The organism is Streptomyces sp. NPDC107528 (genome assembly GCF_055639295.1).
In genome coordinates this window covers 668,885-694,430 of sequence record NZ_JBVKAV010000002.1, presented here as the reverse complement: position 1 = coordinate 694,430, position 25,546 = coordinate 668,885, and the positions used below count along the sequence as shown (strand labels likewise).

Annotated in this window: 23 protein-coding genes; 11 read left to right on the top strand and 12 right to left on the bottom strand. The window is 70.5% G+C overall.

Annotated features, from left to right (window positions below):
- Positions 1 to 114 precede the first annotated feature (114 nt).
- The 4 genes from ACZ7L5_RS08195 (at position 115) to ybaK (ending at position 4,188) form a co-directional block, all read left to right on the top strand.
- Complete coding sequence (locus tag ACZ7L5_RS08195; RefSeq protein WP_471515337.1) at positions 115 to 1,704, top strand: oxidoreductase; 1,590 nt, start codon at positions 115 to 117, stop codon at positions 1,702 to 1,704.
- Between the two features lie 160 nt (positions 1,705 to 1,864).
- A complete protein-coding gene (locus ACZ7L5_RS08190) occupies positions 1,865 to 2,914 on the top strand; it encodes a hypothetical protein (protein ID WP_471515862.1) in 1,050 nt (349 codons plus the stop codon).
- An 11-nt stretch (positions 2,915 to 2,925) separates the two neighbouring features.
- Entirely contained in the window at positions 2,926 to 3,663 is a 738-nt protein-coding gene (locus ACZ7L5_RS08185; RefSeq protein WP_471515335.1) for an LON peptidase substrate-binding domain-containing protein, read from the top strand.
- A gap of 21 nt (positions 3,664 to 3,684) precedes the next feature.
- Positions 3,685 to 4,188, top strand: a complete 504-nt coding sequence (gene ybaK / locus ACZ7L5_RS08180) for a Cys-tRNA(Pro) deacylase (RefSeq protein ID WP_471515333.1) — start codon at positions 3,685 to 3,687, stop codon at positions 4,186 to 4,188.
- Positions 4,189 to 4,544: 356 nt separating this feature from the next.
- Here ybaK and ACZ7L5_RS08175 read toward each other — a convergent pair whose 3' ends face one another.
- From ACZ7L5_RS08175 to ACZ7L5_RS08160, 4 genes are all read right to left on the bottom strand, one after another.
- Entirely contained in the window at positions 4,545 to 5,348 is an 804-nt protein-coding gene (locus ACZ7L5_RS08175; RefSeq protein ID WP_471515331.1) for an AAA family ATPase, read from the bottom strand.
- 34 nt (positions 5,349 to 5,382) lie between these two features.
- The gene (locus ACZ7L5_RS08170; protein WP_328882263.1) at positions 5,383 to 6,207 is read right to left on the bottom strand and encodes an ABC transporter permease; all 825 of its coding nucleotides are present in this window, start codon (positions 6,205 to 6,207) and stop codon (positions 5,383 to 5,385) included.
- 88 nt (positions 6,208 to 6,295) lie between these two features.
- Entirely contained in the window at positions 6,296 to 7,270 is a 975-nt protein-coding gene (locus ACZ7L5_RS08165; protein ID WP_471515329.1) for an ABC transporter ATP-binding protein, read from the bottom strand.
- Positions 7,271 to 7,426: 156 nt separating this feature from the next.
- A complete protein-coding gene (locus ACZ7L5_RS08160) occupies positions 7,427 to 8,644 on the bottom strand; it encodes an NYN domain-containing protein (protein WP_365065182.1) in 1,218 nt (405 codons plus the stop codon).
- 245 nt (positions 8,645 to 8,889) lie between these two features.
- On the opposite strand from ACZ7L5_RS08160, the gene ACZ7L5_RS08155 reads away from it, so the two are divergent.
- The gene (locus ACZ7L5_RS08155; RefSeq protein WP_369270446.1) at positions 8,890 to 9,054 is read left to right on the top strand and encodes a hypothetical protein; all 165 of its coding nucleotides are present in this window, start codon (positions 8,890 to 8,892) and stop codon (positions 9,052 to 9,054) included.
- A gap of 107 nt (positions 9,055 to 9,161) precedes the next feature.
- On the opposite strand, the gene dnaE is transcribed toward ACZ7L5_RS08155, so the two are convergent.
- Positions 9,162 to 12,701 (bottom strand): DNA polymerase III subunit alpha, encoded by a 3,540-nt coding sequence (gene dnaE / locus ACZ7L5_RS08150; RefSeq protein WP_471515327.1) that lies wholly within the window; start codon positions 12,699 to 12,701, stop codon positions 9,162 to 9,164.
- Positions 12,702 to 12,907: 206 nt separating this feature from the next.
- On the opposite strand from dnaE, the gene ACZ7L5_RS08145 reads away from it, so the two are divergent.
- The 5 genes from ACZ7L5_RS08145 (at position 12,908) to ACZ7L5_RS08125 (ending at position 18,245) form a co-directional block, all read left to right on the top strand.
- Positions 12,908 to 14,233 carry a DUF2252 domain-containing protein gene (locus ACZ7L5_RS08145; protein ID WP_471515325.1) on the top strand — a complete coding sequence of 442 codons (1,326 nt, stop codon included), beginning with the start codon at positions 12,908 to 12,910 and terminating at the stop codon, positions 14,231 to 14,233.
- A gap of 89 nt (positions 14,234 to 14,322) precedes the next feature.
- Positions 14,323 to 15,021, top strand: coding sequence for a hypothetical protein (locus ACZ7L5_RS08140; RefSeq protein ID WP_328882257.1), 699 nt, complete (start codon positions 14,323 to 14,325; stop codon positions 15,019 to 15,021).
- 78 nt (positions 15,022 to 15,099) lie between these two features.
- A complete protein-coding gene (locus ACZ7L5_RS08135; protein WP_471515322.1) occupies positions 15,100 to 15,939 on the top strand; it encodes a thioredoxin domain-containing protein in 840 nt (279 codons plus the stop codon).
- Between the two features lie 144 nt (positions 15,940 to 16,083).
- Positions 16,084 to 16,476: a hypothetical protein gene (locus ACZ7L5_RS08130; protein WP_471515320.1), complete on the top strand. Its 393-nt coding sequence runs from the start codon at positions 16,084 to 16,086 to the stop codon at positions 16,474 to 16,476.
- A gap of 107 nt (positions 16,477 to 16,583) precedes the next feature.
- Positions 16,584 to 18,245, top strand: a complete 1,662-nt coding sequence (locus ACZ7L5_RS08125; RefSeq protein ID WP_471515319.1) for an alkaline phosphatase D family protein — start codon at positions 16,584 to 16,586, stop codon at positions 18,243 to 18,245.
- A 29-nt stretch (positions 18,246 to 18,274) separates the two neighbouring features.
- Here the strand turns inward: ACZ7L5_RS08125 and ACZ7L5_RS08120 are convergent, their stop codons facing one another.
- The gene (locus tag ACZ7L5_RS08120; protein ID WP_471515317.1) at positions 18,275 to 18,844 is read right to left on the bottom strand and encodes a dienelactone hydrolase family protein; all 570 of its coding nucleotides are present in this window, start codon (positions 18,842 to 18,844) and stop codon (positions 18,275 to 18,277) included.
- Between the two features lie 94 nt (positions 18,845 to 18,938).
- Here ACZ7L5_RS08120 and ACZ7L5_RS08115 point away from each other — a divergent pair, with 94 nt between their 5' ends.
- On the top strand, positions 18,939 to 20,057 hold the full coding sequence (locus ACZ7L5_RS08115) for a mechanosensitive ion channel family protein (RefSeq protein WP_471515315.1): 1,119 nt from the start codon (positions 18,939 to 18,941) through the stop codon (positions 20,055 to 20,057).
- Positions 20,058 to 20,062: 5 nt separating this feature from the next.
- Here ACZ7L5_RS08115 and ACZ7L5_RS08110 read toward each other — a convergent pair whose 3' ends face one another.
- The 6 genes from ACZ7L5_RS08110 to ACZ7L5_RS08085 all read right to left on the bottom strand — a co-directional run.
- A complete protein-coding gene (locus ACZ7L5_RS08110; protein ID WP_471515314.1) occupies positions 20,063 to 20,803 on the bottom strand; it encodes an SDR family NAD(P)-dependent oxidoreductase in 741 nt (246 codons plus the stop codon).
- A gap of 38 nt (positions 20,804 to 20,841) precedes the next feature.
- Complete coding sequence (locus ACZ7L5_RS08105; RefSeq protein ID WP_471515860.1) at positions 20,842 to 22,428, bottom strand: Na+/H+ antiporter; 1,587 nt, start codon at positions 22,426 to 22,428, stop codon at positions 20,842 to 20,844.
- An 87-nt stretch (positions 22,429 to 22,515) separates the two neighbouring features.
- Positions 22,516 to 22,998: a GNAT family N-acetyltransferase gene (locus tag ACZ7L5_RS08100; RefSeq protein WP_471515312.1), complete on the bottom strand. Its 483-nt coding sequence runs from the start codon at positions 22,996 to 22,998 to the stop codon at positions 22,516 to 22,518.
- Entirely contained in the window at positions 22,995 to 23,939 is a 945-nt protein-coding gene (locus ACZ7L5_RS08095) for an RluA family pseudouridine synthase (RefSeq protein WP_328882250.1), read from the bottom strand. Before ACZ7L5_RS08095 ends, ACZ7L5_RS08100 begins: the two co-directional genes overlap by 4 nt.
- A gap of 77 nt (positions 23,940 to 24,016) precedes the next feature.
- Positions 24,017 to 24,628 (bottom strand): signal peptidase II, encoded by a 612-nt coding sequence (lspA, locus tag ACZ7L5_RS08090; RefSeq protein WP_471017494.1) that lies wholly within the window; start codon positions 24,626 to 24,628, stop codon positions 24,017 to 24,019.
- Positions 24,629 to 24,698: 70 nt separating this feature from the next.
- On the bottom strand, positions 24,699 to 25,546 hold an 848-nt coding region (locus ACZ7L5_RS08085), incomplete at its 5' end, for a TraR/DksA family transcriptional regulator (RefSeq protein ID WP_471515310.1).

Below are 25,546 nucleotides of genomic sequence, written 5' to 3'. Positions count from 1 at the left end.
TCACGTCTAGCGTTCGGGGCGTCACTCAGCGGGCATGAACGGTTGTACGAAACCCGTGAGTAGCCAGTGCGGAACCAAGCGGAACCCAGCGGAGCCAAGGGGGATGGACGAGACGTGACCGAAGGTGCCGGCCTCCGCGACGGAGACCTGCCGGACGACCTGCCGAACGACCTGACCGCCGCCGAACTCGGCATGTGGCAGGCCTTCCGCAACGGCAGTGTGTACGACTTGAGCAGCGGCGACACCGTCGTCGACGATCCGCACGGCGGGCATCCCTGGGGAGACGAGCGGACGGTACGCGCGCGTATCGTCTGCTGGCTGCTGCTGGACGGCCCGCCCGCCCTCGCCGGACGGGTCTCCTCGCTGAAGCTGGCCGGCGTGCGGATCAGCGGCACGCTGGACCTGGCGGGCGGCACGGTGGAGCCGTACGTCGAGATGCGCCGCTGCCGCTTCGACCGGGAGATCGTGCTGCCGGAGGCCCGCTTCACGACCCTGCGGCTGGTGGACTGCGCGGTGCCGCGCCTGGAGGCCGCCCGCGTGAACACCGAGGGCGACCTGCACCTGCCGCGCTGCCGCTTCCACAACGGCGTACGGCTCACCGACGCCCACATCGGTACGGATCTGCTGCTCAACCAGGCGATCGTCTACCGCGACCGCAGCGGCCGCTCGATCGCCGCGGACGGCATCAGCGTCGGCCAGGACCTCCAGGCCGAGATGCTGGAGTCGCACGGCGAGATGAGCCTGCGCGGCGCCAGCATCGGCGTGTCGCTGAGCCTGCGGGGCGCGCGGCTGGTCAACCCGTACACGCGGCTCGCGCTGAACGCCCCTCAGCTGACCGTGGGACGCACGCTGTACCTGACCCCGGCGGGCCTCGGCAGCCCGCTGCTGAGCGGCCGCACCCCCGCGCGTGGGACGCGTATCCAGCGGTTCGAGTGCCAGGGCGGGGTGCGCCTGGACGACGGGCGGTTCGGGGACGCGGTCGACCTGGAGCGGGCCCGGTTCACCTTCACGGACGAGCAGGAGCTGTCGCTGCGCCGCATCCAGACGCCCGAGCTGCGCTTCCTCGGCGAGCGGGCGGAACGCGGCGGCGTGGTGCTGTCCGGGGCGCGGGTCGTCAACCTGATGGACCGGGCGGACGCCTGGCCGGGCCCCGGCCGGCTGCACATGGGCGGCTTCCAGTACGAGAACCTGGTGCCGCGCGGCCCGTTCCCGCTGGACCGGCGGCTTGAGTGGGTGACCGCCGCGACCGCCGAGTACAACCCGGAGCCGTACGAGCGGCTGGCCACCGTGCTGCGGGCCGGCGGCGAGGACGAGGACGCGCGCGAGGTGCTCCTCGCCAAGCAGCGCCGTCGCCGCGAGACCCTGCCGCCCGCGGCCAAGCTCGTGGGATACGCACAGGACTGGATGGTCGCGTACGGCTACCGGCCCGGCCGGGCGGCGGTGTGGATGGCCGTGCTCTGGGCGGCGAGTTCGGTGGCCTTCACCTACGCCGATCCACCGCCCCTCAAGGGCGGTGAGCATCCGGCCTGGAACCCGACACTGTTCGCCCTCGACCTGCTGCTTCCGGTGATCGACCTCGGCCAGGTCGGGTTCTGGCAGCTGAGCGGCGTCTGGCAGTGGCTGGCCTCGGCGATGATCCTGCTGGGCTGGATCCTGGCGACGACGGTGGCGGCGGGGGCGACACGGATGCTGCGCCGGAGCTGAGACTGCTGAGGCCGATGAGGATGATGTGACTGCAGAGCCGAAAGTAACGATGTCGGACAGTTGTTGAACAGTGGACCTTTACCTGTTCTTGACCTGACGGCGTACAACTTTCCACGTCTTGCCCGTTCCCTCTGGCGCGGGCGTGACCAGCGGTCCTTCAATGGTCGGCACCATGGCTCTGCTGCCCCCGTTCGGCCGGGCGTCCCGGACGACAAGGACCGTAGAACACCCCGCCGCCGGTCTCCCCGTCGACGACGAGGTGCTCCTCGACGCGCCCGACGACCGCCTCGGACCCGCGCTGGTCGCGGCCGGGCGGGGCGCGTACGACACCGCCGCCGAGCTGCTCGCCGCCACACGGCACAGGGCGCAGTGGGACTACCGCGACGGATACGCGCTGCGCCTGGCCGCCTTCGCGCGCTCGCGCCCGGAGTGGCTGGAGGCCTGGTACACCGCCGCCCCGCACGACCCGGACGTCCTGCTGGTCAGGGCCCAGGTCGCCGTGGACCACGCCTGGCGGTCCCCGGCCCGGGCCGAGCTGCTGCGCGGGGTGAGCCCGCTGATCACCGCCGCCGCTCGCGCCGACGACCGCGACCCGGTGCCCTGGCGGATCGCGCTGGACCACGCGCGCGGCTCACGCGCCGGGCACACCTACTTCGGGGAACTGTGGGAGGCGGCCCTGCGCCGCGCCCCGCTCCACTACGGGTGCCATGTGGCGGCCCTGCGCTATCTGGCGTCGTCCTGGCACGGATCCCACCGCGAGTGCCTCGACTTCGCCGACCGGGCCGCACAGGACGCCCCGGCCGACTCCCTGGTGCAGGCCCTGCCGACCCGGGCGGTCCTCGCGTACCTGAACGACGGCTGCGGGCCGGGGGTGCCGCCCGAGCGGCTGGACGCGGCGGCCGACCGGGCGATCGCGCTCTCCGCCCGGTTCCCGGCGGCCGACCTCTGGCCGGCGGCGATCCGCAACAAGCTGACGTGCGTCCTGGTGGGGCTGGGCCGCTGGGAGGACGCCCTGGAGCAGCTGCGGCTGATCGGCCCGTACGCCACCTCCTTCCCCTGGAGCCGGTTCTCGGACGATCCGCTGGGCGGGTTCCTGGAGGTGCGCGACGAGGTGCGGCGACGGACGGCCGCCTCCGCACGGGCTCGCGGTGCCCGCGGCGGACATCCACCAGGTGGGCTCGCCGGACGCGTTCACCACGGCGACCACTAGGCTTTGGCGCCGTGACCGTCCGCCTTCCGCTCTTCCCCCTGAACTCGGTGCTGTTCCCGGGTCTCGTGCTGCCGCTCAACGTCTTCGAGGAGCGCTATCGCGCCATGATGCGTGATCTTCTCAAGACCCCCGAGGAGGAAGCGCGCCGTTTCGCCGTCGTGGCGATCCGCGACGGCCACGAGGTGGCCCAGAGCGCACCCGGCATGCCGGATCCCACGGCGCTGCCCGACCGCGGCCCGGCTGCGGGCTTCGGCCAGGACCCGGTCAAGGCGTTCCACGGGGTGGGGTGTGTGGCGGACGCGGCGACGATCCGGGAGCGGGCCGACGGCACCTTCGAGGTGCTGGCGACCGGCACGACACGGGTGCGCCTGCTGTCGGTGGACGCGTCGGGCCCCTTCCTCACGGCGGAACTGGAGGAACTGCCCGATGAGGCGGGCGAGGAGGCCGGGGCTCTGGCCGAGGGCGTACTGCGCGCGTTCCGCCAGTATCAGAAGCGCCTGGCGGGCGCCCGCGAACGTTCCCTCTCCACCACGGCCGACCTTCCGGACCAGCCGTCCGTCGTCTCCTACCTGGTGGCGGCCGCGATGATGCTGGACACCCCGACGAAGCAACGCCTGCTCCAGTCCCCCGACATCGCGTCCCGCCTGCGCGACGAGCTGAAACTCCTTCGCACCGAGACCTCGATCATCCGTACGCTGCCGTCCCTGCCGGCGTCGGACCTGACGCGCGGCCCGACGAGCCTCAACTGAGCGGGAACTGACCGGAACGACATGGCGAAGAAGTCAAAGAAGCAGCAGCAGTCTGGCGGCACCCCGGCGACCGTGGCCCTGACCGCAGCGGGCATCGACTACACGACCCACTCCTACGAACACGACCCGTCCCACCCCTCCTACGGGGACGAGGCGGCCGAGGCGATGGGTGTGTCCCCGGACAGGGTCTTCAAGACGCTGGTCGCGGACGTGGACGGCAACCTCACCGTGGCCGTGGTGCCGGTCGCCGGCCAACTGGACCTCAAGGCCCTGGCGGCAGCGGTCGGCGGCAAGCGCGCCGCGATGGCCGACCCTGCCCTGGCGGAACGCACCACAGGCTACGTCCGGGGCGGCATCTCCCCCCTAGGCCAGCGCAAGAGACTCCCCACGGTCCTGGACGCCTCGGCCTCCGCCCACCCCACGATCTGCATCTCGGCGGGCCGCCGCGGCCTGGAGGTCGAACTCTCCCCCACCGACCTGACCACCCTCACGAACGCGACCCTGGCCCCCATCGGGCGTGCGTGACCCCTGGACGAACCCGGTCCCCTCGGTTAGGTACGAGGGACATGTCGAAGAAAACCCGGAAACGCAAGTGGCGCACCAAGAAGGGCCGCTCGAACCACGGGCGGCGCCCGGCGTAGGGGGCGAGTTTCTGTAGGGGGCTTGGTTACCCGAGCCCCTGTCCGGCGTTCGTCCGCGCCGGTCCCGGCATTTCAGCCCGTCCGGCCTTTGAGGACGAGGCCCGTTCAGGGACGAAGCGGGGGTCTGGGGACGGCGGCGGCCCCCAGGTCCGGGGTCGAAGGGGCAGCGCCCCCCTTCGAGGACGGGACGGGTAGGGGCGGCGGGGGCGAAGTCCCCCCGGCGTGCCACCATCCGCGGCCCTACGCCGGCGGCACCCCGTACGGCCCCGCCTGCTGATGCCCCGCAGAGGGCCCTGGCCCCTGATACGGATCCGCATCCCGAGGCCCGAACAACGCCGTCAGCCCAAGGTGCACCACCAACGCCGCAAGAGGCCACGCCAGCCACACCCCCTTCGCCCCCAACTTCAACGGCGCCGAAAACGTGACCCCCTTGCCCACCTCCTGCGCGTGAGCGATCACATCCTCGGTAGGCCCGAGCCACACTCCGACCCGCCACGCCAGCAACGACCCGAGAAACCCCCCGACCGCCAGCGCAACCACCAACGGCACACCCCCACGCCGCCGCCACAGAAACACACCCACCGCACTGACCAGCCCGAACGCGAGCGCAAGCAGAGTGAACGTTCCGTCCACCCCGACGGCCTGCTCCCCCTCGGAGTCCTTGAAGTAGACGACCCAGCTCTTGTCGACGACGTCCCCGACCAGCGGCACACTCGGCGCCAGCCACCACCACAGCACCCCGAGCAGCGCCCCGAAGAACGCCGCGACCACCGCGACCACGGCGGCCTCTCGCACTTCGGTCTTCATGCCGGGACCGTCCTGTTCGTACGAGCCAGATATGCCGTACGGGCCGTGAGAGCCATGGGGGCCATGAGGGCCGTGAGGACTCGGCGCCCCGGGCGGAGCCCCGTACACGGCGTCGTGCGGAGCACCCTGCGGGGCCCCGTAGGAGGCGGAACCCGCGTGCCCACCGGCGGGCGGCTGCCACGCATTGTTCGAGGACTGGTCACGCGGGGGCGGTGGTGGAGTCAGCGGAGCGGTCACCCTGCCATCGTGCCAGGCCGCCCTGTGCGACGCGTCACCGGACGGCCGCCCGGCGGTACGCCCAGGTGGCGACGGCCAGCGAGACGACGCCGACCACTGCGCACACGGCCAGATCCCCGAGTACGAACGCCCAGTCGGGCCGCTCCCCGAAGGTCCGCGCGAAGGCCTCCACGCCGTACGTCGACGGCAGCAGGTCCCGGGTGAACCGGACCGCCTCCGGCATCCGGTCGGCCGGCAGCACACCCAGCAGCAGGGCCGCGGACATCCCCAGCTGCCCGAGGAGCGTGGCCAGTTCGGGCCGAGGCGCGAGCAGTCCAAGCGCGGCGCCCAGCCCGGCGAGCGCGGCGCCCGCCAGCGGGATCACGGCGACGAGCACCCACAGATGGGCGACCGGCAACCCGAACAGCGCACACCCGAAGGCGGCTGTCACCACGGTCCCCGGCACGGTGAAAGAGGCGTACGCCCCCGCCGCGCCCAGCACCACCGCGGCGGGCGGCACCGGCAGGGTGGCGTAGTGATCGAGCCCGCCGCTGGCCCGCAGCTGCCCGAAGTACTGCGCGAGCAGGTTCAGCGCGACGAAGGCGACCACGAGCACGGACGACCCGGCCACCACGGCCTGCGCCTCGGCCCCGCCGTCCACGACCCCGCGCATCAGGATCATGATCCCGATCGACTGGAAGGTCGCCACGAACAGCAGCGGGATACGCGCGACCCGCGCCCGGGACAGCTGCGCCCGGTACACGGCGCACAGCGACGGCCACAGCCGCGCACGCGGTCCGAGCTCGGCCACGGCCGGCGCGGCCGTCTCGTCCACGGCCAGGGCGCTGCCCGGCAGAACCTCGGCGGGTACGACACTCACGTGGCGCTGCTCCCTTTCACACGGGGGTTCACGGGGGAGGTGGCCCTGTTCCGTACGGATACGGATGCGGATACGGCGGTCTGCGTGCTCAAGCCTTCACCAGCCCCTGCTGTGCGGCGCCGCCCAGCGCCAGATAGACGTCCTCCAGGCTCGGCGTGGCGAGCGTGAAGTCGTCCAGCGCGGCGAAGGCGGCCCCGCCGGTGACGGTGGCGACGACCGCGCGGGCCTCCTCGGGGGCGAGCCGCAGCGTCCAGCGACGCCCGGACTCCACGACCCGGTCCTGCAGCGCGGCGACCTCGGGCACGTCCAGCGGCGGCCGGTCCCGCCACAGCAGGTCGACCCGGACCTCGCCCGCGACGCGCTCCTTGAGCCCGGACGGCGTGTCACAGGCGATCACGCGGCCCCGGTCGAGCACCGCGACCCGGTCGAGCACGGTCTCGGCCTCGATGACGTTGTGGGTGACGAGCAGCACCGTCGTGCCGCGCTCGGCCCGGCGCCGGTCCACGGCCGACCACACGGCCCGCCGTGCCACCGGGTCCATCGCGGCGGTCGGCTCGTCCAGCACGAGCAGCGATCGCTCCCCCACCAGCGCGGCGGCGAAGCAGGCCAGCCGCCGCTGCCCGCCGGACAGCTTCTTCAGCGGCCGCCCCGCGAGCGGCGTGAGCCCCAGTTCGTCGAGTACGGCGTCCCGCTCGGCCCGTGCGTCCCGGACGTCCAGGCCGCGCAGCCGCCCGGTCGTCTCCGCGGCGAGCGAGACGGTCAGCTCGTCGAGGGCGGTCGACTCCTGGCCGAGGTACGCCAGAATCCGCGCGGCACGCTCCGGATGCCGCACGATGTCGTGCCCGAGGATCTCGACGCTCCCGGCGTCGGGCCGCATCAAGCCGGTGAGCTGGCGCACGAGCGTGGTCTTGCCGGCCCCGTTGGGCCCGAGCAGTCCGAAGATCTCGCCGCGCCGGATGTCCAGCCGTACGTCGTCGGTGGCCCGCACCTCGGGCGTGGCCGGCGTCCCGCGGCGTCCGCGCACGGCCGGGTAGGTCTTCGTCAGCCCACGCAGGGCGCACACGACATCACCATCGTGCCGAAATGCCTGTGCCGCGCGCGTACTCACAAGGGACGAGCCTACGGGGTCCGGACCCCCGTTCCGTGCCCGGGGCGGCCACTGGGCACAAATCGCCTGCTTGCCGTAAGAAATCCGCCGGTAACCCGGAATTCGCCGGGGTCACTCCCCGGCAGGCGCATGCTCCGCGGCCGTGCGTACGTCGATCTCCCGCCAGAACCCGGCACGGATCGCGTACCGGTCGTGCTCGTCGATCTGGTCGTCCTTGTGTGCGAGCAACCCGAACCGGGCCGCGTACCTGAGCAGCTCCCCGTCGATGCGGTGCGGGATCCGCGGGTACATCCCGGACAGCTTCTGCAGATTGCTCTGCTCCCCGAGCCGCTCCATCCACCGCCGGGCGAAGACCTGCCCCACCTCGTAGGGATCGCCGCCGACCGTCGTGATGTCCTCCTCCCGGTCGGCCCACCGCTGCTCGGCGGTGGTCAGCTGCGCGAGGGTCGGCATGGAGGCGGCGTCGGCCGGCTCGGCCGCGACGCCGGGCCGGTCGACCCAGCCCTTGTCGGAGGACCAGCGCAGGGTCGCGCTCGCCGGGGTCGGGGCGGGCGGCACACCGGGCGCGCGCAGGGCGGCGAGGTCCTTCGGCGTGGGCACACCCTTGGGCGCGGGCACCCGCTCCTGCGTGCCGTTCTCCGAGGCGGCGGCCTGCGCGTGCTCGCTCTCCTCGGCGGTCCGCCGGGTCGTCGCGCCGAGCGCGGAGTCGGGCAGCGGCGCGGACAGGATCGCGGCGATCTCGGGCCGGGGCACGGGCGGCGGCGCGCACACCCCGGTGAGCTCCTTGGCGCGTACGGCCTTGGTGATCCACGAACGGTCGAGGACGCGCCGCTCGTCCGCCTCGGCGACCAGGTCCTCGGACTGGTTGTAGTCACCGTCGGCGGCCTGCACGGCCCACAGATGTACGGCGACCCCGTGCTCCTTGGCGGCCATCATGCCCGGCAGCAGATCCCCGTCACCGGTCACCAGCACGACGTCCGAGCAGGCGCGGTTGCGGGCCAGTTCGGTCAGCTCGGCGTGCATCGCTGCGTCCACGCCCTTCTGTGCCCAGCGGCCGTCGCTTCGGGTCAGGGCACCGAGCCGGACGGTGACTCGGGGCATCACCCGCAACCTGCGGTGCTCGGGCTGGGGGACGCGGTCTGGGGCGCCGTCGAACCAGTAGATGCGCAGCAGGGGCTGCTGGGTGTCGGACTCGGCGCGCTCGCGCAGCCCCTGGATAAGGGCGGTGTGATCGACGGTGATCCGGGACCGGGATGGTTCCCCGGCGAGCAGGCTGGCGGCGGCCCCCAGCAGATACCCGGCGTCCACCAGGACGATGCAGCGGTCCACGCGACTCACCCTCTTCCCGGGAGGTTTGCTTCGGGCTTCCTTCGAGTCTGCCCGACCACGCGGAGGTTAACGGGGCGAACTCGATCTTCGGCGTGGCGTTTCGGGGCATCGAATCCCCAGCGCGCCATGCCTCACGCCCCGACAACCGCTGTTACGCACGGTAATTATCCGAAATGCGTTCTTAGTCAGCCTATGTGAATCTGATCCCGGCCCTGGCCCCTAGATCCCCCACAGGAGGCATCACCATGGCCAAGAACAAGAAGCAGGACCGGAAGCAGCCGCAGTCCGAGCGTGGTCAGCAGCAGGCTCAGCAGTCCGCGATGGAGACGCAGACCGAGCAGCGCGCCACGCAGGTGACTCCCGGCGACATGGCCCGCAAGGGCCGGCAGAAGCGCTTCGGTCACAACTGACATCTGCATATCGGGTCGTTGAGACCCAGGCACATCAAGAGGGGCGCACCTCGTACGAGGTGCGCCCCTCTCGCGCTTTCAGCGCCCGCGCTTCGGCGCGCGGTCGTTCAGCCCGCCAGACAGGACGGCCCGAGCAGCACCTTGAGGTCGCCGAAGAGCGCCGGGTCGGGCTTCACACGGTGCCGGTCCAGCCGCAGCACCGTGGTCTTGGTCGGGCCCTGGAGCTTGATACGGACCTCGCTGTCGCCCTTGTGATGGCTGAGGATCTCGCCGAGGCGGTTGACCATCGGCGGGGTGACCCTGGTGGCCGGGATGGTGAGGATCACGGGCGCGTTGGTGCCCGCGTTCGACAGGTCGGGGACCTGGAGCTCCATCGCGACCAGCCGCGGCACGTCCTCACGCTTGTCGAGGCGTCCCTTGACGAACACCACGGCGTCCTCGACGAGTTGGGTCGACACCAGCTGGTACGTCGCCGGGAAGAACATGCACTCGATGGAACCGGCGAGGTCCTCGACGGTGGCGATCGCCCAGGCGTTGCCCTGCTTGGTCATCTTGCGCTGCAGGCCCGAGATGATGCCGCCGATGGTCACGACGGCACCGTCCGCGTGCTCGCCGCCGGTCAGCTGGGCGATGCCCGCGTCGGCCTTGTCGGACAGCACGTGCTCCAGGCCGAACAGGGGGTGGTCGGAGACGTACAGGCCGAGCATCTCCCGCTCCTGGGCGAGCAGATAGGTCTTCTCCCACTCGTCCTCGGTGAAGACGACGTCGAGTCCGAAGCCGGGCTCGTTGCTCTCCTCCTCGCCCATGCCGCCGAAGAGGTCGAACTGGCCCTCGGCCTCCTTGCGCTTGACCGCGACCACGTTGTCGATCATCGGCTCGAAGTGCGCGGTGAGGCCCTTGCGGGTGTGCCCCAGGCTGTCGAACGCGCCCGCCTTGATCAGCGATTCCGTGGTCCGCTTGTTGCAGGCGACGGCCTCGACCTTGTCGAGGTAGTCGGGGAAGGAGCCGTACTTGCCCTTGGCCTTGCGGCTCCTGATGATCGACTCCACCACGTTCGTGCCGACGTTGCGGACGGCTTCGAGGCCGAAGAGGATCACGTCGTCGCCCTGTGCGGCGAAGTTGTGCACCGACTCGTTGACGTTCGGCGGGAGCACCTTGATGCCCATGCGCCGGCACTCGTTGAGGTAGACGGCCGACTTGTCCTTGTCGTCCTTGACCGAGGTGAGCAGTCCGGCCATGTACTCGGCGGGGTGGTTGGCCTTCAGATAGGCCGTCCAGTACGAGACCAGGCCGTACGCGGCGGAGTGCGCCTTGTTGAACGCGTAGCCGGCGAAGGGGACCAGCACGTCCCACAGGGCCTGGATGGCCTCGTCGCTGTAGCCCTTGTCGCGGGCGCCCTTCTGGAAGAGGACGAAGTTCTTCGCCAGCTCGTCGGGCTTCTTCTTGCCCATCACACGGCGCAGGATGTCGGCCTCGCCGAGCGAGTACCCGGCGATGATCTGGGCGGCCTTCTGCACCTGCTCCTGGTAGACGATCAGGCCGTAGGTGACGGCCAGGACCTCTTCGAGGGGCTCCTCCAGCTCCTTGTGGATCGGGGTGATCTCCTGGAGCTTGTTCTTGCGCAGGGCGTAGTTGGTGTGCGAGTCCATGCCCATCGGGCCCGGACGGTACAGCGCCGACACGGCGGAGATGTCTTCGAAGTTGTCGGGCTTCATCAGCCGCAGCAGCGAACGCATCGGACCGCCGTCGAACTGGAAGACGCCCAGGGTGTCGCCGCGCTGGAGGAGTTCGAAGGTCTTCGGGTCGTCGAGCGGCAGAGACAGCAGGTCGAGGTCGATGCCCTTGTTGGACTTCACCATCTTGACGGCGTCGTCCATGATCGTCAGGTTGCGCAGGCCGAGGAAGTCCATCTTCAGCAGGCCGAGCGACTCGCACTGCGGGTAGTCCCACTGCGTGATGGTCACGCCGTCCGTGTGCCGCACCCAGATCGGGGCGTGGTCGACGATGGGCTCGCTGGACATGATCACGCCGGCGGCGTGCACGCCCATCTGCCGCACCAGGCCCTCGACGCCCTTCGCGGTGTCGATGACCTTCTTGACGTCCGGCTCGTTCTCGTACATCCCGCGGATCTCGCCCGCCTCGCTGTAGCGAGGGTGCGAGGGGTTGGTGATGCCGTCGAGGTCGATGCCCTTGCCGAGGACGTCGGCCGGCATCGCCTTGGTGAGGCGGTCGCCCATCGCGTACGGATAGCCCAGCACGCGCGCGGAGTCCTTGATGGCGTTCTTCGCCTTGATCTTGCCGTAGGTGCCGATCATGGCGACCTTGTCGGCGCCGTACTTCTCCGTCACGTACCTGATCACCTCGACGCGCCTGCGCTCGTCGAAGTCGATGTCGACGTCGGGCATGGAGACGCGCTCGGGGTTGAGGAACCGCTCGAAGATCAGGCCGTGCGGGATCGGGTCGAGGTCGGTGATGCCCATGGCGTAGGCGACGATCGAACCGGCCGCGGAGCCTCGGCCGGGGCCGACCGCGATGCCGTTGTTCTTGGCCCACATGATGAAGTCGGCGACGACGAGGAAGTAGCCCGGGAACCCCATCTGGATGATGACGTCCATCTCGTACTCGACCTGCTTCTGGCGGTCGTCCGGGATGCCGCCGGGGAAGCGGCGCTCCATGCCCCGGCGCACCTCCTCCTTGAACCAGGTGACCTCGGTGAAGCCCTCGGGGATGTCGAACTTGGGCATGAGGTCGCGCTTTTCGAACATGCCGTCGGTGTCGACCATCTCGGCCACGAGGAGCGTGTTGGCGCACCCCTCCTGCCAGGCGTCCGAGGAGTCGACGGCGTACATCTCGTCCGTGGACTTCAGGTAGTAGCCGGTGCCGTCGAACTTGAAGCGGTCCGGGTCGGAGAGGTTCTTGCCGGTCTGGATGCACAGCAGGGCGTCATGGGCGGTCGCCTCGTGCGCGTACGTGTAGTGCGAGTCGTTGGTGACCAGCGGGGGGATGCCGAGCTTCTTGCCGATCTCCAGGAGGCCGTCGCGGACCCGGTGCTCGATCTCGATGCCGTGGTCCATCAGCTCCAGGAAGTAGCGGTCCTTGCCGAAGATGTCCTGGTAGTCGGCGGCCGCCTTCAGGGCCTCGTCGTACTGGCCGAGGCGCAGCCGGGTCTGGAGCTCGCCGGAGGGGCAGCCGGTGGAGGCGACGATCCCCTCGGACCACTGGGAGATCGTCTCCTTGTCCATCCGGGGCCACTTCTGCAGCCAGCCCTCGGCGTACGCGTCCGAGGACAGCCGGAAGAGGTTGTGCAGGCCCGTCTTGTTGACGGCCCACATCGTCTTGTGGGTGTAACCACCGGAACCGGAGACGTCGTCGCGCTTCTGGTGCGGCTGGCCCCACTGGATCTTGCGCTTGTTGCGCCGGGACTCCGGGGCGACATACGCCTCGATCCCGATGATCGGGGTGACTCCGGCCTTCTTCGCGCTGTGGAAGAAGTCGTACGCCCCGTGGAGGTTGCCGTGGTCGGACATGGCGATGTGCGTCATGCCCATCTCATTGCACGCGTCGAACATGTCCTTCAGCCGCGCGGCACCGTCCAGCAGCGAGTACTGGGTGTGGACGTGCAGGTGCGTGAACGGCGGCTTTGACACGGCTTGGCCTCCATGGAAAACGCTCGGTGACAGGCGGACGGACACTTCTGGGGACAGCGTCGAAGTCTATGCCTCGGCACTGACACTCAGAGGGCTGCCCCGCGTACCTTCACAGCGAGGGACGACGGGCACTTTCGTCCGTCCCCGCCCGTTGAAGACGACAGAAACGCTGTCGTACACGTTCATGCACCAGGAGGCACCAAGCGATGTCGGTCCCCAAGCTCAACGGCGAGCAGCGCGGCGACGAGATCCTCGCCGTCTTCGACACCGCCTTCGGCGAGCTCCTGGCCGCCGACCCGGCCGCGTTCCGCGTGAAGTTCCGGAAGATGGCGGCCTCGGCCTTCGCGTTCTACCGCGGCACGGCGTGCCTCTTCTACCACGACCTGGAGCCCGAGAGGCGCGGCGGACCGTACCTCGACGAGCGCACCTCGCGCGTGTGGATCCACGGCGATCTGCACGCGGAGAACTTCGGCACGTACATGGACGCCAACGGCCGGCTGATCTTCAACGTCAACGACTTCGACGAGGCATACGTCGGCCCCTTCACCTGGGACCTCAAGCGCTTCGCCGCCTCCGTCGCCCTCATCGGGTACGCCAAGGCGTTCGGCGACGAGCAGATCACCGAGCTGGTGCGGATCTACGCGGGCGCGTACCGCGAGCGCGTGCACGCCTTGGCGACCGGCGCCAAGAGCGACGAGGTCCCGCCCTTCACGCTGGACACCGCGCAGGGCCCGCTCCTGGACGCGCTGCGGGACGCCCGCTCGCTGACCCGCTTCGGACTGCTGGACTCCATGACCGAGATCCGTGACTTCGAGCGGCGTTTCGCGCCGGGCGGCGGCTCCATCGAGCTGGACGCGGCCACCCGGTACAAGGTGCTGGCCGCCTTCGACGGCTACCTGGAGACGCTGCCGGACGCGTCGCTGGCCCGCCCGGACTCGTACCGCGTGAAGGACGTGGTCGGCCGCCGCGGCATCGGCATCGGCTCGGCCGGGCTGCCGTCGTACAACATCCTGCTGGAGGGCCACACCGACGCCCTCGAGAACGACGTCGTGATCTACATCAAGCAGGCCCAGACCCCGGCCGTCTCCCGGCACATCACGGACCAGGCGCTGCACGACTACTTCCAGCACGAGGGTCACCGCACGGTGATCTCCCAGCGCGCCCTGCAGGCGAACGCCGACCCGTGGCTGGGCTGGACCGAGCTGGACGGCGCGGGCCAGCTGGTCGCCGAGGTCTCGCCGTACGCCGTGGACCTGGACTGGGGCGACATCGACGACCCGGAGGAGATCGCGGCGGTGGTCGCCGACCTCGGGCGGGCCACGGCCACCATGCACGCGGCGGCGGACGACACCTCCGGCGAGTCCCTGGTGCCGTTCTCCACCGAGCGGGCCATCGACGCGGCGATCGCGGCCGACGAGGACGGCTTCGCCGAGCTCCTGGTCGACTTCGCGCACTCCTACGGCGCACGCGCGCGTGCCGACCACCAGACCTTCGTGGACCTGTTCCGCAACGGCCGGATTCCGGGTCTGTGACGGAAAGGCCGTTCACTGGCCCTCACCGTCTCTTCACAGGCACCCTTTAGGGGTCTCCTACAGGCCCACGTGACACACTCTCCACCGCTATGGACATATCCGGGACCCAGCTGCGAGCCGTACGCGCGGCGCTGTTCACGTCACTCGTCGTGACGCTCAGCACCGCGTCGCACGTGCTGCTCTCGCGGGCGCCCCTGCCGTTGAACACGGTGGCCCTGCTCGCCGCCGCCGTGTTCGTCCTCGCGTTCACCCTGGCCGGCCGCGAGCGGACCTTCGGGCGGATCGCCGCCCTGCTGATCCCGTTGGAGCTGGCCGCCGACACGATCCTCACGACCGGCCAGCACGTCTGTTACGGCAAGGCGGGCGGACCGGTCGCCGGGCCGCTGGCCTCGGTCGGCTGGGACGTCCTGTGCGGCGACGGCACCCGGGTCGGCACCCCGCTGGCCCAGGTCACCGGCACCGACCCCGACAAGCTCGGCGGTCTCCTCGCCCACGCCGACCCGTCCACCGCCTGGCTGCTGCTCGGCGCGCACGTCGGCGTCGGCCTCCTCGCCGCCGCGTGGCTGCGCCGCGGTGAGCGGGCGCTGGCCCAGCTGGTGCGGGCGGTCACGGCGACGACGTTCCGCCCGCTGCTGCTGGCGGTGGCGGCCGTGGCCGTACGGCTGCCCCGGTCGGGCCGCCGCCTGCCGCGCCCCACCCGTCGGACGGCCGCCGCCCGCAACCGCCTCTTCGTGCACTCCCTGGGACGGCGTGGACCACCGTGCTCGCCCGCCTTCACCTGCGCGTGAACGGCACTTGAGCAGCACCATCCACCCCATACGTATCTCGCACACACCTATGTGCGCGTCCCCATGGAGAACACCAGCATGAGCAAGCGGAACAGCCAGGCGTCGAAGTCGGCGGCCCGGGAGCGGCTGCGCGCCGAGCGCGAGCGCGAGGCCAAGCGCGCGAAGGTCAGGCGGCAGCTCATCGTCGCCGCCTCGGTCGTCGGCGTCCTGGCGGCGGCCGGCGGCATCGGCTACGCGGTCGTCCAGGCCAACAAGCCCAGTCACTGGGAGTCGCTGACGGACGCCAAGGTCGTCGCACCGGCCAACACCAGCGGCACGAACGGCACGACCGTCGTCATCGGCAAGGACAGCGCCAAGAAGACCCTCAAGCTCTACGAGGACCCGCGCTGCCCGGTCTGTGCCTCGTTCGAGCAGACCGTCGGCTCGACCGTCGACAAGGATGTCGAGGACGGCAAGTACAAACTCCAGTTCGTCGGCGGCACGTTCCTCGACGGCGACCAGATGAAGAAGAACGAGATCGGCCCCAACGGCGAAGGCTCGAAGAACGCGATGAGCGCGATGGGCGCCGCGCTGAACGTGAGCCCTGAAGCCTTCCTGGAGTACAAGACCGCGCTGTACTCGGAAAAGTTCCACCCACTGGAGTCGGACGACAAGTTCAAGGACGACGACTACCTGATCGAGGTCGCGAACACCGTCCCCGCCCTGAAGAACAACGCCAAGTTCGAGGACGCCGTGAAGAAGGGCACCTACGATGCCTGGGCCCTGCAGATGTCGAAGACCTTCGACACCAACAAGGACGGCGTGACGGGTACCCCGAGCCTCGTCATGGACGGCAAGATTCTCGAAAAGTCCAACGCCAACCAGCCGTGGACCACGGCTGAGTTCAGCAAGGCGGTGGATGGGGCCCTCAAGGGCTAGCTCAACGATCGCTTCCGGCCGCCTTCGCGAACCGAAGCGGCCGGAAGCGCACACGGCCCGGTTGACACTCCCCCGATTACTGGCATAAACATGCCACGTAAACGATCTTGTGACCAGAGATCAATCGAATCGGGGAGAAGTAACGTGAAGTTCCGAGTCAGGACCCTGAGCAGCAGCCTCGTCGCGGGCACTGCCGCCGTCCTCCTCGCCTCCAGCCCAGCCTCCGCGGGGACCGACGTCTACGTCGACACGACCGACCCGTGGAACTCTGCCGCCGCCGGCTTCGTGGCCGGAGACGAGATATTCACCGTCTGCGACAACCGATCGGACGGCATGCGGGCGAGCGGCCGCATCATCTGGATCGACTCGACCGCCTCGCACGCGGTGCCGCTGGACGACGCCAATGGCTCCGGCAACTCCTGCGGGCGCAAGAACCTTTCGATCGGTGAGGGCATCACCGTGACGGTCGAGATCTGCGTCAGGAACGGCGCGAACGGCGAGAAGAAGTTCTGCGCGTCCAAGAACGGCAAGGCGTAGGGCGCAGGGAAGCCCAGGCCGAACTTTCGGGTCTGACAATGGAAGAGCGGGCGAACTTTCCCGAGTTCGCCCGCTCTTGCTCATACCGCTCAGTAACCTGATCGGCTGTGACCAGTCGATACAGATCATCCGAGCAGCTCAATTCCCTTACCCCGCGCCGCCGTACGGTCGTCAAGGCCGCGGCGGCGACTGCTGTGCTGGCCGGCCCGCTGGCCGCCGCGCTGCCCGCCAAGGCCGCCGACGCGGCCCCCGCCTTCCTGCACGGCGTCGCCTCCGGTGACCCGCTGCCGGACGGCGTCCTGCTGTGGACCCGGGTGACGCCCACCCCCGACGCCACCCCCGGCTCGGGCCTCGGTCCGGACACCGAGGTCAGCTGGGTCGTGGCCCGGGACAAGGCGCTGATGAACATCGTCGCCAAAGGCTCGACCACCGCGAGGGCCGCCTCCGACCACACCGTCAAGGCGGACATACGCGGCCTGGAGCCGGCCACCGACTACTGGTTCCGCTTCTCGGCCGGCGGCACGGACTCCCCGGTGGCGCGCACCCGCACCGCGCCGGCGGCGAACGCGTCCGTCGCGGGCCTGCGCTTCGGCGTGGTCTCCTGCGCCAACTGGGAGGCCGGCTACTTCGCCTCGTACCGTCACCTCGCCGCCCGCGGCGACCTGGACGCCTGGCTCCACCTCGGCGACTACATCTACGAGTACGGTGCCGGCCAGTACGGCACGCGCGGCAAGTCCGTGCGGCAGACCGCGCCCACCCACGAGATCCTCACGCTCGCCGACTACCGCATCCGGCACGGCCAGTACAAGACGGACGCGGATCTCCAGGCCCTGCACGCGAAGGCGCCGGTCATCGCGATCTGGGACGACCACGAGATCGCCAACGACACCTGGTCGGGCGGCGCCGAGAACCACACCGAGGGCGTCGAGGGCACCTGGGCCGCGCGCCAGGCCGCCGCCAAGCAGGCCTACTTCGAGTGGATGCCGGTGCGCCCGGCGATCGCCGGAACCACCTACCGCAGCCTGCGCTTCGGCAAGCTCGCCGACCTCTCCCTGCTCGACCTGCGCTCCTTCCGCTCGCAGCAGGCCGCCGTCGGCGACGGCGACGTCGACGACCCGGACCGTACGCTCACCGGGCGAGCCCAGCTGGACTGGCTGAAGTCGGGACTGAAGTCCTCCGACACCACCTGGCGCCTCGTCGGCAACTCGGTGATGATCTCGCCGTTCGCGATCGGCTCCCTCACCGCCGACCTGCTCAAGCCGCTCGCCAAGCTGCTGGGCCTGCCGCAGGAGGGCCTCGCCCTCAACACCGACCAGTGGGACGGCTACACGGACGACCGCCGGGAGCTGCTCGCCCATCTGCGCTCGAACGCGATCCGCAACACGGTGTTCCTGACCGGCGACATCCACATGGCATGGGCCAACGACGTGCCGGTGGACGCCGGTACCTACCCGCTGTCCGCCTCCGCCGCCACGGAGTTCGTGGTCACGTCGGTCACCTCCGACAACCTCGACGACATCGTGAAGGTCCCCGAGGGCACGGTCTCCGCGATCGCCGCACCGATCATCAAGGCCGCCAACCGGCACGTCCACTGGGTCGACACCGACCGCCACGGCTACGGCGTCCTGGACATCACGGCCGAGCGCGCGCAGATGGACTACTACGTCCTGTCCGACAAGACGAAGCAGGCGGCGACCTCGTCCTGGGCCCGTTCCTACCGCACCCGCAGCGGCACGCAGAAGGTCGAGCGGACGTACGACCCCGTCTGACGCGGACGTACGGCCTCGCCGAACGGCCCCTAGAGGGTCTCGAGGAAGCCGAGTGCCACCCGCCAGGTGGCCTCGGCGGCCTCCTCGTCGTAGTCCGGCAGCTCCGGGTCGGTGTAGAGGTGGCCGGCCCCCGCGTATCTGTACACCTCGACGTCGGCGCCCGCCCGGCCCATCTGGAGATACCAGGCGCTCAGCCAGTCGTCCGTCTCGAACGGGTCCGGCTCGGCGACATGCAGCTGCACCGGCAGGTCGTCCACCGAGGCGTTCGACGCGATGTCCGACGTGCCGTGCAGGAGCAGCAGGCCGCGCGCCTTCTCGTCGCCGAGCGCCAGGGTCTGCGCGATGGACGCGCCGAGCGAGAAGCCGGCGTAGACCAGCCCTCTGTCCGAGTAGGGCGCGGCGGCCAGCACGGCCCGCTTCAGCACCTCGTCCTTGCCGATCTGCTCGTTGAACTCCATGCCCTCCTCGACCGTCCCGAACGTGCGTCCCTCGAAGAGGTCCGGCGTCCACACCTCGTGTCCCGCGGCGCGCAGCCGGTCCGCTGCCTCGCGCACCGCGGGCCTGAGGCCATAGGTCGAGTGAAAGAGCACGATGTTCATGAGGCCATGGTGCCAGCCGGGTCCGACAACGCCGTGACCACCGCCTCACCGACGCACATGTTCATGACCCCCTTCGGCTGGTTACGTTCGAAGGATGGAGAACGTACTCCGCCCGCTGATCGTGATCGGCGGCTCGGTCCTGCTCACCCTGATCATCGGGTGGGCAACCGACCGCCTCATGCGCAAGGCAGACGAACGGCACAGTGAGACGCCCCTGTGGGGTCTGCTGCGCCGCGCCCGCGTGCCCTACCAGCTCGTGCTGTGCGCGGCCCTGCTCAGAGGGTCGTACGACGAGGCCGAGCTGCTCCAGGAGAACCGGGTTGCCGCCGGCCGGGTGCTGACGCTGGTGCTGATCGGGGCGGCCGCCTGGCTGGCGATCCGGATCGCGGCGGCGGTCGTCGAGACGACGTACAGCCGTTACGCCCGTGTCCACCGCGATCCGGCCCGGGTCCGGCGGGTGCGCACACAGGTGACGTTGATCATGCGTGTGGTGGCGGCGGTCGTCGGCGTGGTCGCCGTGGCGGCGATGCTGCTGACCTTCCCGGCGTTCCGCGCGGCCGGCGCCTCGCTGCTGGCCTCGGCCGGCATCCTCGGCATCGTCGCCGGTGTCGCGGCCCAGTCCACGCTGAGCAACATGTTCGCCGGGTTCCAGATCGCCTTCGGGGACATGGTGCGGCTCGGGGACACGGTCGTGGTGGACGGTGAGTGGGGCACGGTCGAGGAGATCACGCTGACGTTCCTGACCGTACGGACCTGGGACGAGCGCCGGATCACGATGCCTGTGTCGTACTTCACGTCGAAGGCCTTCGAGAACTGGTCGCGCGGTGGCGCCCAGATGACCGGCACCGTCTTCCTGCACGTCGATCACTCGGCGCCGATGGAGAAGATGCGCGAGCGGCTCCGCGACATCCTGCGCGAGTGCCCGGCATGGGACGGCCGCGACTACGGCCTGGTCGTCACCGACTCCACGCCCAGCACCATGCAGGTGCGGGCCCTGGTCACGGCGAAGGACGCCGACGACCTGTGGACGGTGCGGGTCACGGTGCGCGAGCAGCTGGTCCGCTGGCTGGCCGACGAGCACCCGTACGCGCTGCCGCGCGTCAACGCGGCGGACGCGGCCCTGCCGCCCGGCTTCCCCGTCCCCGGCCGCATCCCGGCCCGCCGCGCCTACCAGCACGACCACCAGCCGACGGCTCGTCCCGACGGTCCCTGAGGGGTTCAGTGGCCGCGCTCGGCCCCGCCGTTGACCTGGATGATCTGCGAGGTGATGTGCCCGGCGGCGTGTGACGCCAGCCAGTGCAGGGTGGCGGCGACGTCGCCGGGCGTGGCCGCGCGCCCGGTCGAGGTCTCCGCGACCAGCCGGTCCCGCCGCTCCTCGTCCATCGCGCCGCCGAAGAACTCGGTGTCCTCGACGTACCCGGGTGCGACCACGTTCACGGTGATCCCGCGCGGCCCCAACCGCCGGGCCAGATCATGGGCGTACGGATGCAGCGCCGCCTTGGACGCCGCATACGCCACGTTGCCGGACCCCCGGAACGCGGCGATGGAGCCGATGAACAGCACCCGCCCGCCGGGGTCGGCGAGCCGGTCCTTCAGGGCCTCGGTGAGCAGGGCCGCGGTCAGGGTGTTGAGGCCGAAGTTGAGGCTCCAGTTGTGCAGGACGACGTCGAGGGGCTCGTCGCTGTCCACCTCGGGCTCCAGATGGCCGGCCCCTCCGGCACTGTGGATCAGCACGTCCACGGTGCCGAGCTCCGCCGCCACGAAGCGCTCCACGCCCCGCGCCCCGCGCGGCTTGCTCAGGTCCACGGCGTAGGTGAGGGCCCCGGGCACGCCGGCCTGCTCCAGCACCTCGGCGCGCCGCCCGAGCAGCAGCACCTGATCCCCGTCCGCCGCGAACAGCTGCGCCGTCGCGAGCCCGATTCCCGTACCGCCACCACTGATTACCACGTTGCGAGCCATGATCAGAGCGTACGGAGGGACGGCCGCGGGCGGCGGGATCACCGCAGACTGCGCACGTCCAAATGCCGCAACACCCGGTCCACCACCTCGGGATTGGCGCCCGGTTCACTGCGTGCCGCCAGCACCTCGTGCCGCGCCGCGCTGAGCAGCTCACCCTGGATGCGCCGCACCCGCTTCAGCCGCCGCACCCGCTGCTGAGAGGCCTCCCTGCGCTCTTCCTCGCCCATCTCCGGGCTGATCCGCACCCCGATCTCGAACGCCCGGCGCAGCATCTGCTCGGAGAGCTCCTCGGGGAGGTCCTCGACGTCCTCGATCTCCCGCAACCGCCGCTTCGCCGCCTTGGCCGCGCGCACCGCGAGCTGCTTCTCGAACTCCTTCTCCTGATCGCTGTCGGCGCGCACCCCGAGCCGCTTCACCAGCCACGGCAGGGTCAGCCCCTGCAGTACCAGCGTCGCCATGATCACCCCGAAGGCGATGAACACGATCTCGTCCCGGTCGGGAAAGGGCGCGCCCGAGTCCGTCTCCAGCGGAACCGCCAGCGCCAGGGCCACCGAGGCGACACCTCGCATCCCCGACCACCACATCACGACGGTCTCGCGCCAGCTCGTCGGGATCTCCTCGTCGTAGTCCCGTCTCGCGTGCATGCGCTTGGTGAGCCAGGTCGCCGGCAGCAGCCACAACAGCCGCACCGCCACGACGACGCCGACCACCGCGGCCGCCCAGCCGAGCATCTCGCTCCACCGCCCGGACGCCGTCCGCACGGCGATGTGCAGTTCGAGCCCGATCAGTCCGAAGGCGACGCCGGTGACCAGCGTGTCGACGATGTCCCAGAAGGTGTGCCCGGCGAGCCGCGTCATCACGTCGTCGGCGTCGGTGGCGTACTCGGCGAGGAACAGGGCGGTGACGAGCACGGCGAGCACACCGGAGCCGTGGAGTTCCTCGGCCAGCACGTACGAGGCGTACGGCACGAGCAGGGTGAGCGAGATCTGCAGGGTCGCGTCGCCCAGCAGGTCCATCAGTTTGTTGGCGCCCCAGCCGAGGCCGAGCCCGACGGCCAGCGCCACCACGGCGGAGAGCACCAGGTCGAGTCCGGCCTCCCACGGGGAGAAGGTCCCGCTCACGGCGGCGGCGATCGCCACGTGGTACAGCACGATGGCCGTCACGTCGTTGAAGAGCCCCTCGCCCTCCAGGATGGACACCAGGCGCCTCGGCAACCCCAGTTGCCCGGCGACAGCGGTCGCCGCCACGGGGTCGGGCGGTGCGACGAGTGCCCCCAGCGCCACGGCGGCGGCCAGCGGCAGCCCCGGCACGATCGCGTGGGCGACGGCGGCGACGCACAGCGTCGTGACGAACACCAGCGCCACGGCCAGCAGGAAGATGGGCCGCAGATTCGCCGCGAACTGCCGCCACGACGTGCGCCGTACGGCTGCGTAGAGCAGCGGTGGCAACAGCAGCGGCAGGATCAGATCCGGAGGAATCTCGACGTTCGGCACGAATTCGAGCAGTGCGAGAACGATCCCGAGCAGTGTCATCAGCACCGGCGCCGGCAACCCGAGCCGGTCCCCCACCGGGACACTCACCACGGCCCCGAGCAACAGCACGAACAACAGGGCCAACTGATCCACGGTCAGCGCTCCGGTGAGATCGGGGTCCACACAGCAGACCTCAAGCCTGCCATGGCACCCTTCCCACCAGCGCCTTAGGGGGCTCTGCTATAGAGCGCGCCGCATCGCCCGGTGCGGCATCCCCGCGTCCGGGAACTCCGGGCCGTACGCCTCGTACCCGAGCCGCTCGTAGAACCCCAGCGCATGTGTCTGCGCGTGCAGATCCACGGCCGCGAGCCCGCGCGCGCGTGCCGCCTCCTCGATGGCCCGCACCAGGGCCGCCCCGACGCCGAGGCCGCGCGCCGCCTGATTCACGGCGAGCCGCCCGAGCGAGCCCACGGACGCGTCGCCGTCGACCTTCGCCGCGGCCGCCTCCCCGTACAGCAGCCGCCCGGTGCCCAGCGGCGTACCGTCCTCCCGGACCGCGAGCACATGCACGGCACCCGCGTCGTAGGCGTCGTACTCGATCTCCTGCGGGACGCCCTGCTCGACGACGAAGACCTCCTTGCGCACCGCGAAGCAGGCCTCGCGGTCGGCGAGGTCCTCGGCAACCCGTACGGCGTACGACGGGACCGGCGACGCGGTGCTCATCCCCACGTCTCCTCGCGGACCTGGTCCAGGGCCTTCTGCAGGTCGGCGGGGTAGTCGCTCTCGAACTCGACCCACTGGCCGTCCCCGGGGTGCTCGAAGCCGAGCCGCACGGCGTGCAGCCACTGGCGGGTCAGCCGGAGCCGCTTGGCCAGCGTCGGGTCGGCGCCGTAGGTGAGGTCGCCGACGCAGGGGTGCCGGTGGGCGGCCATGTGGACGCGGATCTGGTGGGTGCGGCCGGTCTCCAGCTTCACGTCGAGCAGAGAGGCCGCGCGGAACGCCTCGATGAGGTCGTAGTGCGTGATCGAGGGCTTGCCGTCGGCTGTGACCGCCCACTTGTAGTCGTGGGTGGGGTGGCGGCCGATGGGTGCGTCGATGGTGCCGCTGGTCGGGTCGGGGTGGCCCTGGACGAGCGTGTGGTAGCGCTTGTCGACCGTGCGCTCCTTGAACTGGCGCTTGAGCGAGGTGTACGCGCGCTCCGACTTGGCGACGGCCATCAGCCCGGAGGTGCCCACGTCGAGCCGGTGCACGATGCCCTGGCGCTCTGCGGCGCCGGACGTCGAGATGCGGTACCCGGCGGCGGCCAGGCCGCCGATCACCGTGGGGCCGCTCCAGCCCGGCGAAGGATGCGCGGCGACGCCGACCGGCTTGACGATCACGACCACGTCATCGTCGTCGTGCACGATCTCCATGCCCTCGACCGGCTCGGCGACGATCTGGACCGGGGCGGGCGCCTGCGGCATCTCCACCTCGAGCCAGGCCCCGCCGTGCACCCGCTCGGACTTCCCGACCACCGAGCCGTCGACCGTGACCTTCCCCGCCGCGGCAAGCTCCGCGGCCTTGGTACGGGAGAAGCCGAACATGCGGGAGATGGCGGCGTCTACACGCTCGCCCTCCAGGCCGTCGGGCACGGGCAGGGTGCGGATCTCGGGAATCGTGCTCACCCGTCGAGTATGCCGGACGGGCCGGAGCCCCCAGTACGGAGCCTGTGGATAACTCAGGCAGGGCGGCCCCGGCGAACTCAGTCCTTGTGGACGGTCCCGTCCGGGTCCAGCCCCCGGAACGACAGCAGCACGATCAGAATGCCGCCGCACACGATCGCCGAGTCGGCCAGGTTGAACACGGCGAAGTGCTTGGGCGCGATGAAGTCCACGACCGCGCCCTCGAAGACACCCGGCGAGCGGAAGATCCGGTCGGTGAGGTTGCCGAGGGCACCGCCGAGCAGCAGGCCGAGCGCGATCGCCCAGGGCAGGCTGTACAGCTTGCGGGCGAGCCGGGCGATCACCACGATGACGGCCGCCGCGATCACCGTGAAGATCACGGTGAAGGCCTCGCCGAAGCCGAAGGCGGCGCCCGCGTTGCGGATCGCCTCGAACTTCAGCCAGTCCCCGATGATCTCGATCGGCGGCTGGTGCTCCAGCTTGGCCACCACGATCATCTTGCTGATCAGGTCGAGGGCGTACGCGAACGCGGCGACGCCGAACAGCACGGCGATCCGGCGCCGGCCGCGGGGCCGCTCGGCGGTGTTCCCGGCGTCACCGGTGTCCGTCGTGCTCCCGTCGGAATGCTCCGGCTCTGCTCCCGCCGCCTCTGGGGTGTCCGGCGTACCGATGATGCGCTCCGCCTCTGCCACGTGAGTCCCTCAACCTAGGTACCTGACTGAGGACGAGAGTACGGCACGTCCGGCGGCACCCGCCTACCGGTCAGTACCGGCGTTCCTGCTTCTGCTTGCACTCGACGCACAGGGTCGCGCGCGGGAAGGCCTGCATGCGTGCCTTGCCGATCGGGTTGCCGCAGTTCTCGCACAGACCGTACGTGCCCGCGTCGAGCCGCTCCAGGGCCCGCTCGGTCTGTTCGAGCATCTCGCGCGCGTTGGCGGCGAGCGCCAGCTCGTGCTCACGCGTGATGTTCTTGGCGCCGGTGTCCGCCTGGTCGTCGCCGGCGCCGTCCCCGGAGTCCCGCATCAGACCGACCAGGGATTGCTCGGACGACGTGAGCTCTTCGCGCAGCCGCGTCGCCTCGGCCATCAGCTCGGCGCGGGCCTCGTCGACCTCCTCCGGGGTCCACGGGTCCTCGCCGGGGCGCACCGCGAGTTCGCCGGGCTCCACCGCCGCGGCGATGCGTGCCTTGGGAACGGCGGTCTTGGCCGCCGTGGCCGTGCCAGGAGTCTTCTTCGCAACCACCGTCGTGGCTCCCGTCTGTTCCGCGGCCTGCGCCGCGCCCGCCTTCTTGGCCCTGCTCTTGGCGCCCGCACGCTTCCCGGCCGCACCCAGGCTCCCCTTGGAGGCACCCTTCTTCACCACGCCACCCTCCTCAAGACCCCCTCCGGAGCCCCCCGCCCTACCGGCCGCCTTCTTGCCGGCTGCCTTCTTGCCGACCGCTTCCTTGCCGGCCACGACGTCACCGGCCGCCTTCTCCCGGCCACCCTTCCCCCCGACCGCCTTCTTGCCGGCCGCCTTCTTGCCGACCGCTTCCTTGCCGGCCACGACGTCACCGGCCGCCTTCTCCCGGCCACCCTTCCCCCCGACCGCCCTCTTACCGGCCGCTTCCT

Excerpts from the sequence above, each read along its gene's own strand:
- ACZ7L5_RS08155 (WP_369270446.1), top strand. The coding sequence starts at position 8,890 with ATGGCCAAGAACAAGAAGCAGGACCGGAAGCAGCCGCAGTCCGAGCGT.
- ybaK (WP_471515333.1), top strand. The coding sequence starts at position 3,685 with ATGGCGAAGAAGTCAAAGAAGCAGCAGCAGTCTGGCGGCACCCCGGCG.
- ACZ7L5_RS08140 (WP_328882257.1), top strand. The coding sequence starts at position 14,323 with ATGGACATATCCGGGACCCAGCTGCGAGCCGTACGCGCGGCGCTGTTC.
- ACZ7L5_RS08120 (WP_471515317.1), bottom strand. The coding sequence starts at position 18,844 with ATGAACATCGTGCTCTTTCACTCGACCTATGGCCTCAGGCCCGCGGTG.
- ACZ7L5_RS08190 (WP_471515862.1), top strand. The coding sequence starts at position 1,865 with ATGGTCGGCACCATGGCTCTGCTGCCCCCGTTCGGCCGGGCGTCCCGG.
- ACZ7L5_RS08135 (WP_471515322.1), top strand. The coding sequence starts at position 15,100 with ATGAGCAAGCGGAACAGCCAGGCGTCGAAGTCGGCGGCCCGGGAGCGG.
- ACZ7L5_RS08145 (WP_471515325.1), top strand. The coding sequence starts at position 12,908 with ATGTCGGTCCCCAAGCTCAACGGCGAGCAGCGCGGCGACGAGATCCTC.
- ACZ7L5_RS08115 (WP_471515315.1), top strand. The coding sequence starts at position 18,939 with ATGGAGAACGTACTCCGCCCGCTGATCGTGATCGGCGGCTCGGTCCTG.
- ACZ7L5_RS08100 (WP_471515312.1), bottom strand. The coding sequence starts at position 22,998 with ATGAGCACCGCGTCGCCGGTCCCGTCGTACGCCGTACGGGTTGCCGAG.
- ACZ7L5_RS08110 (WP_471515314.1), bottom strand. The coding sequence starts at position 20,803 with ATGGCTCGCAACGTGGTAATCAGTGGTGGCGGTACGGGAATCGGGCTC.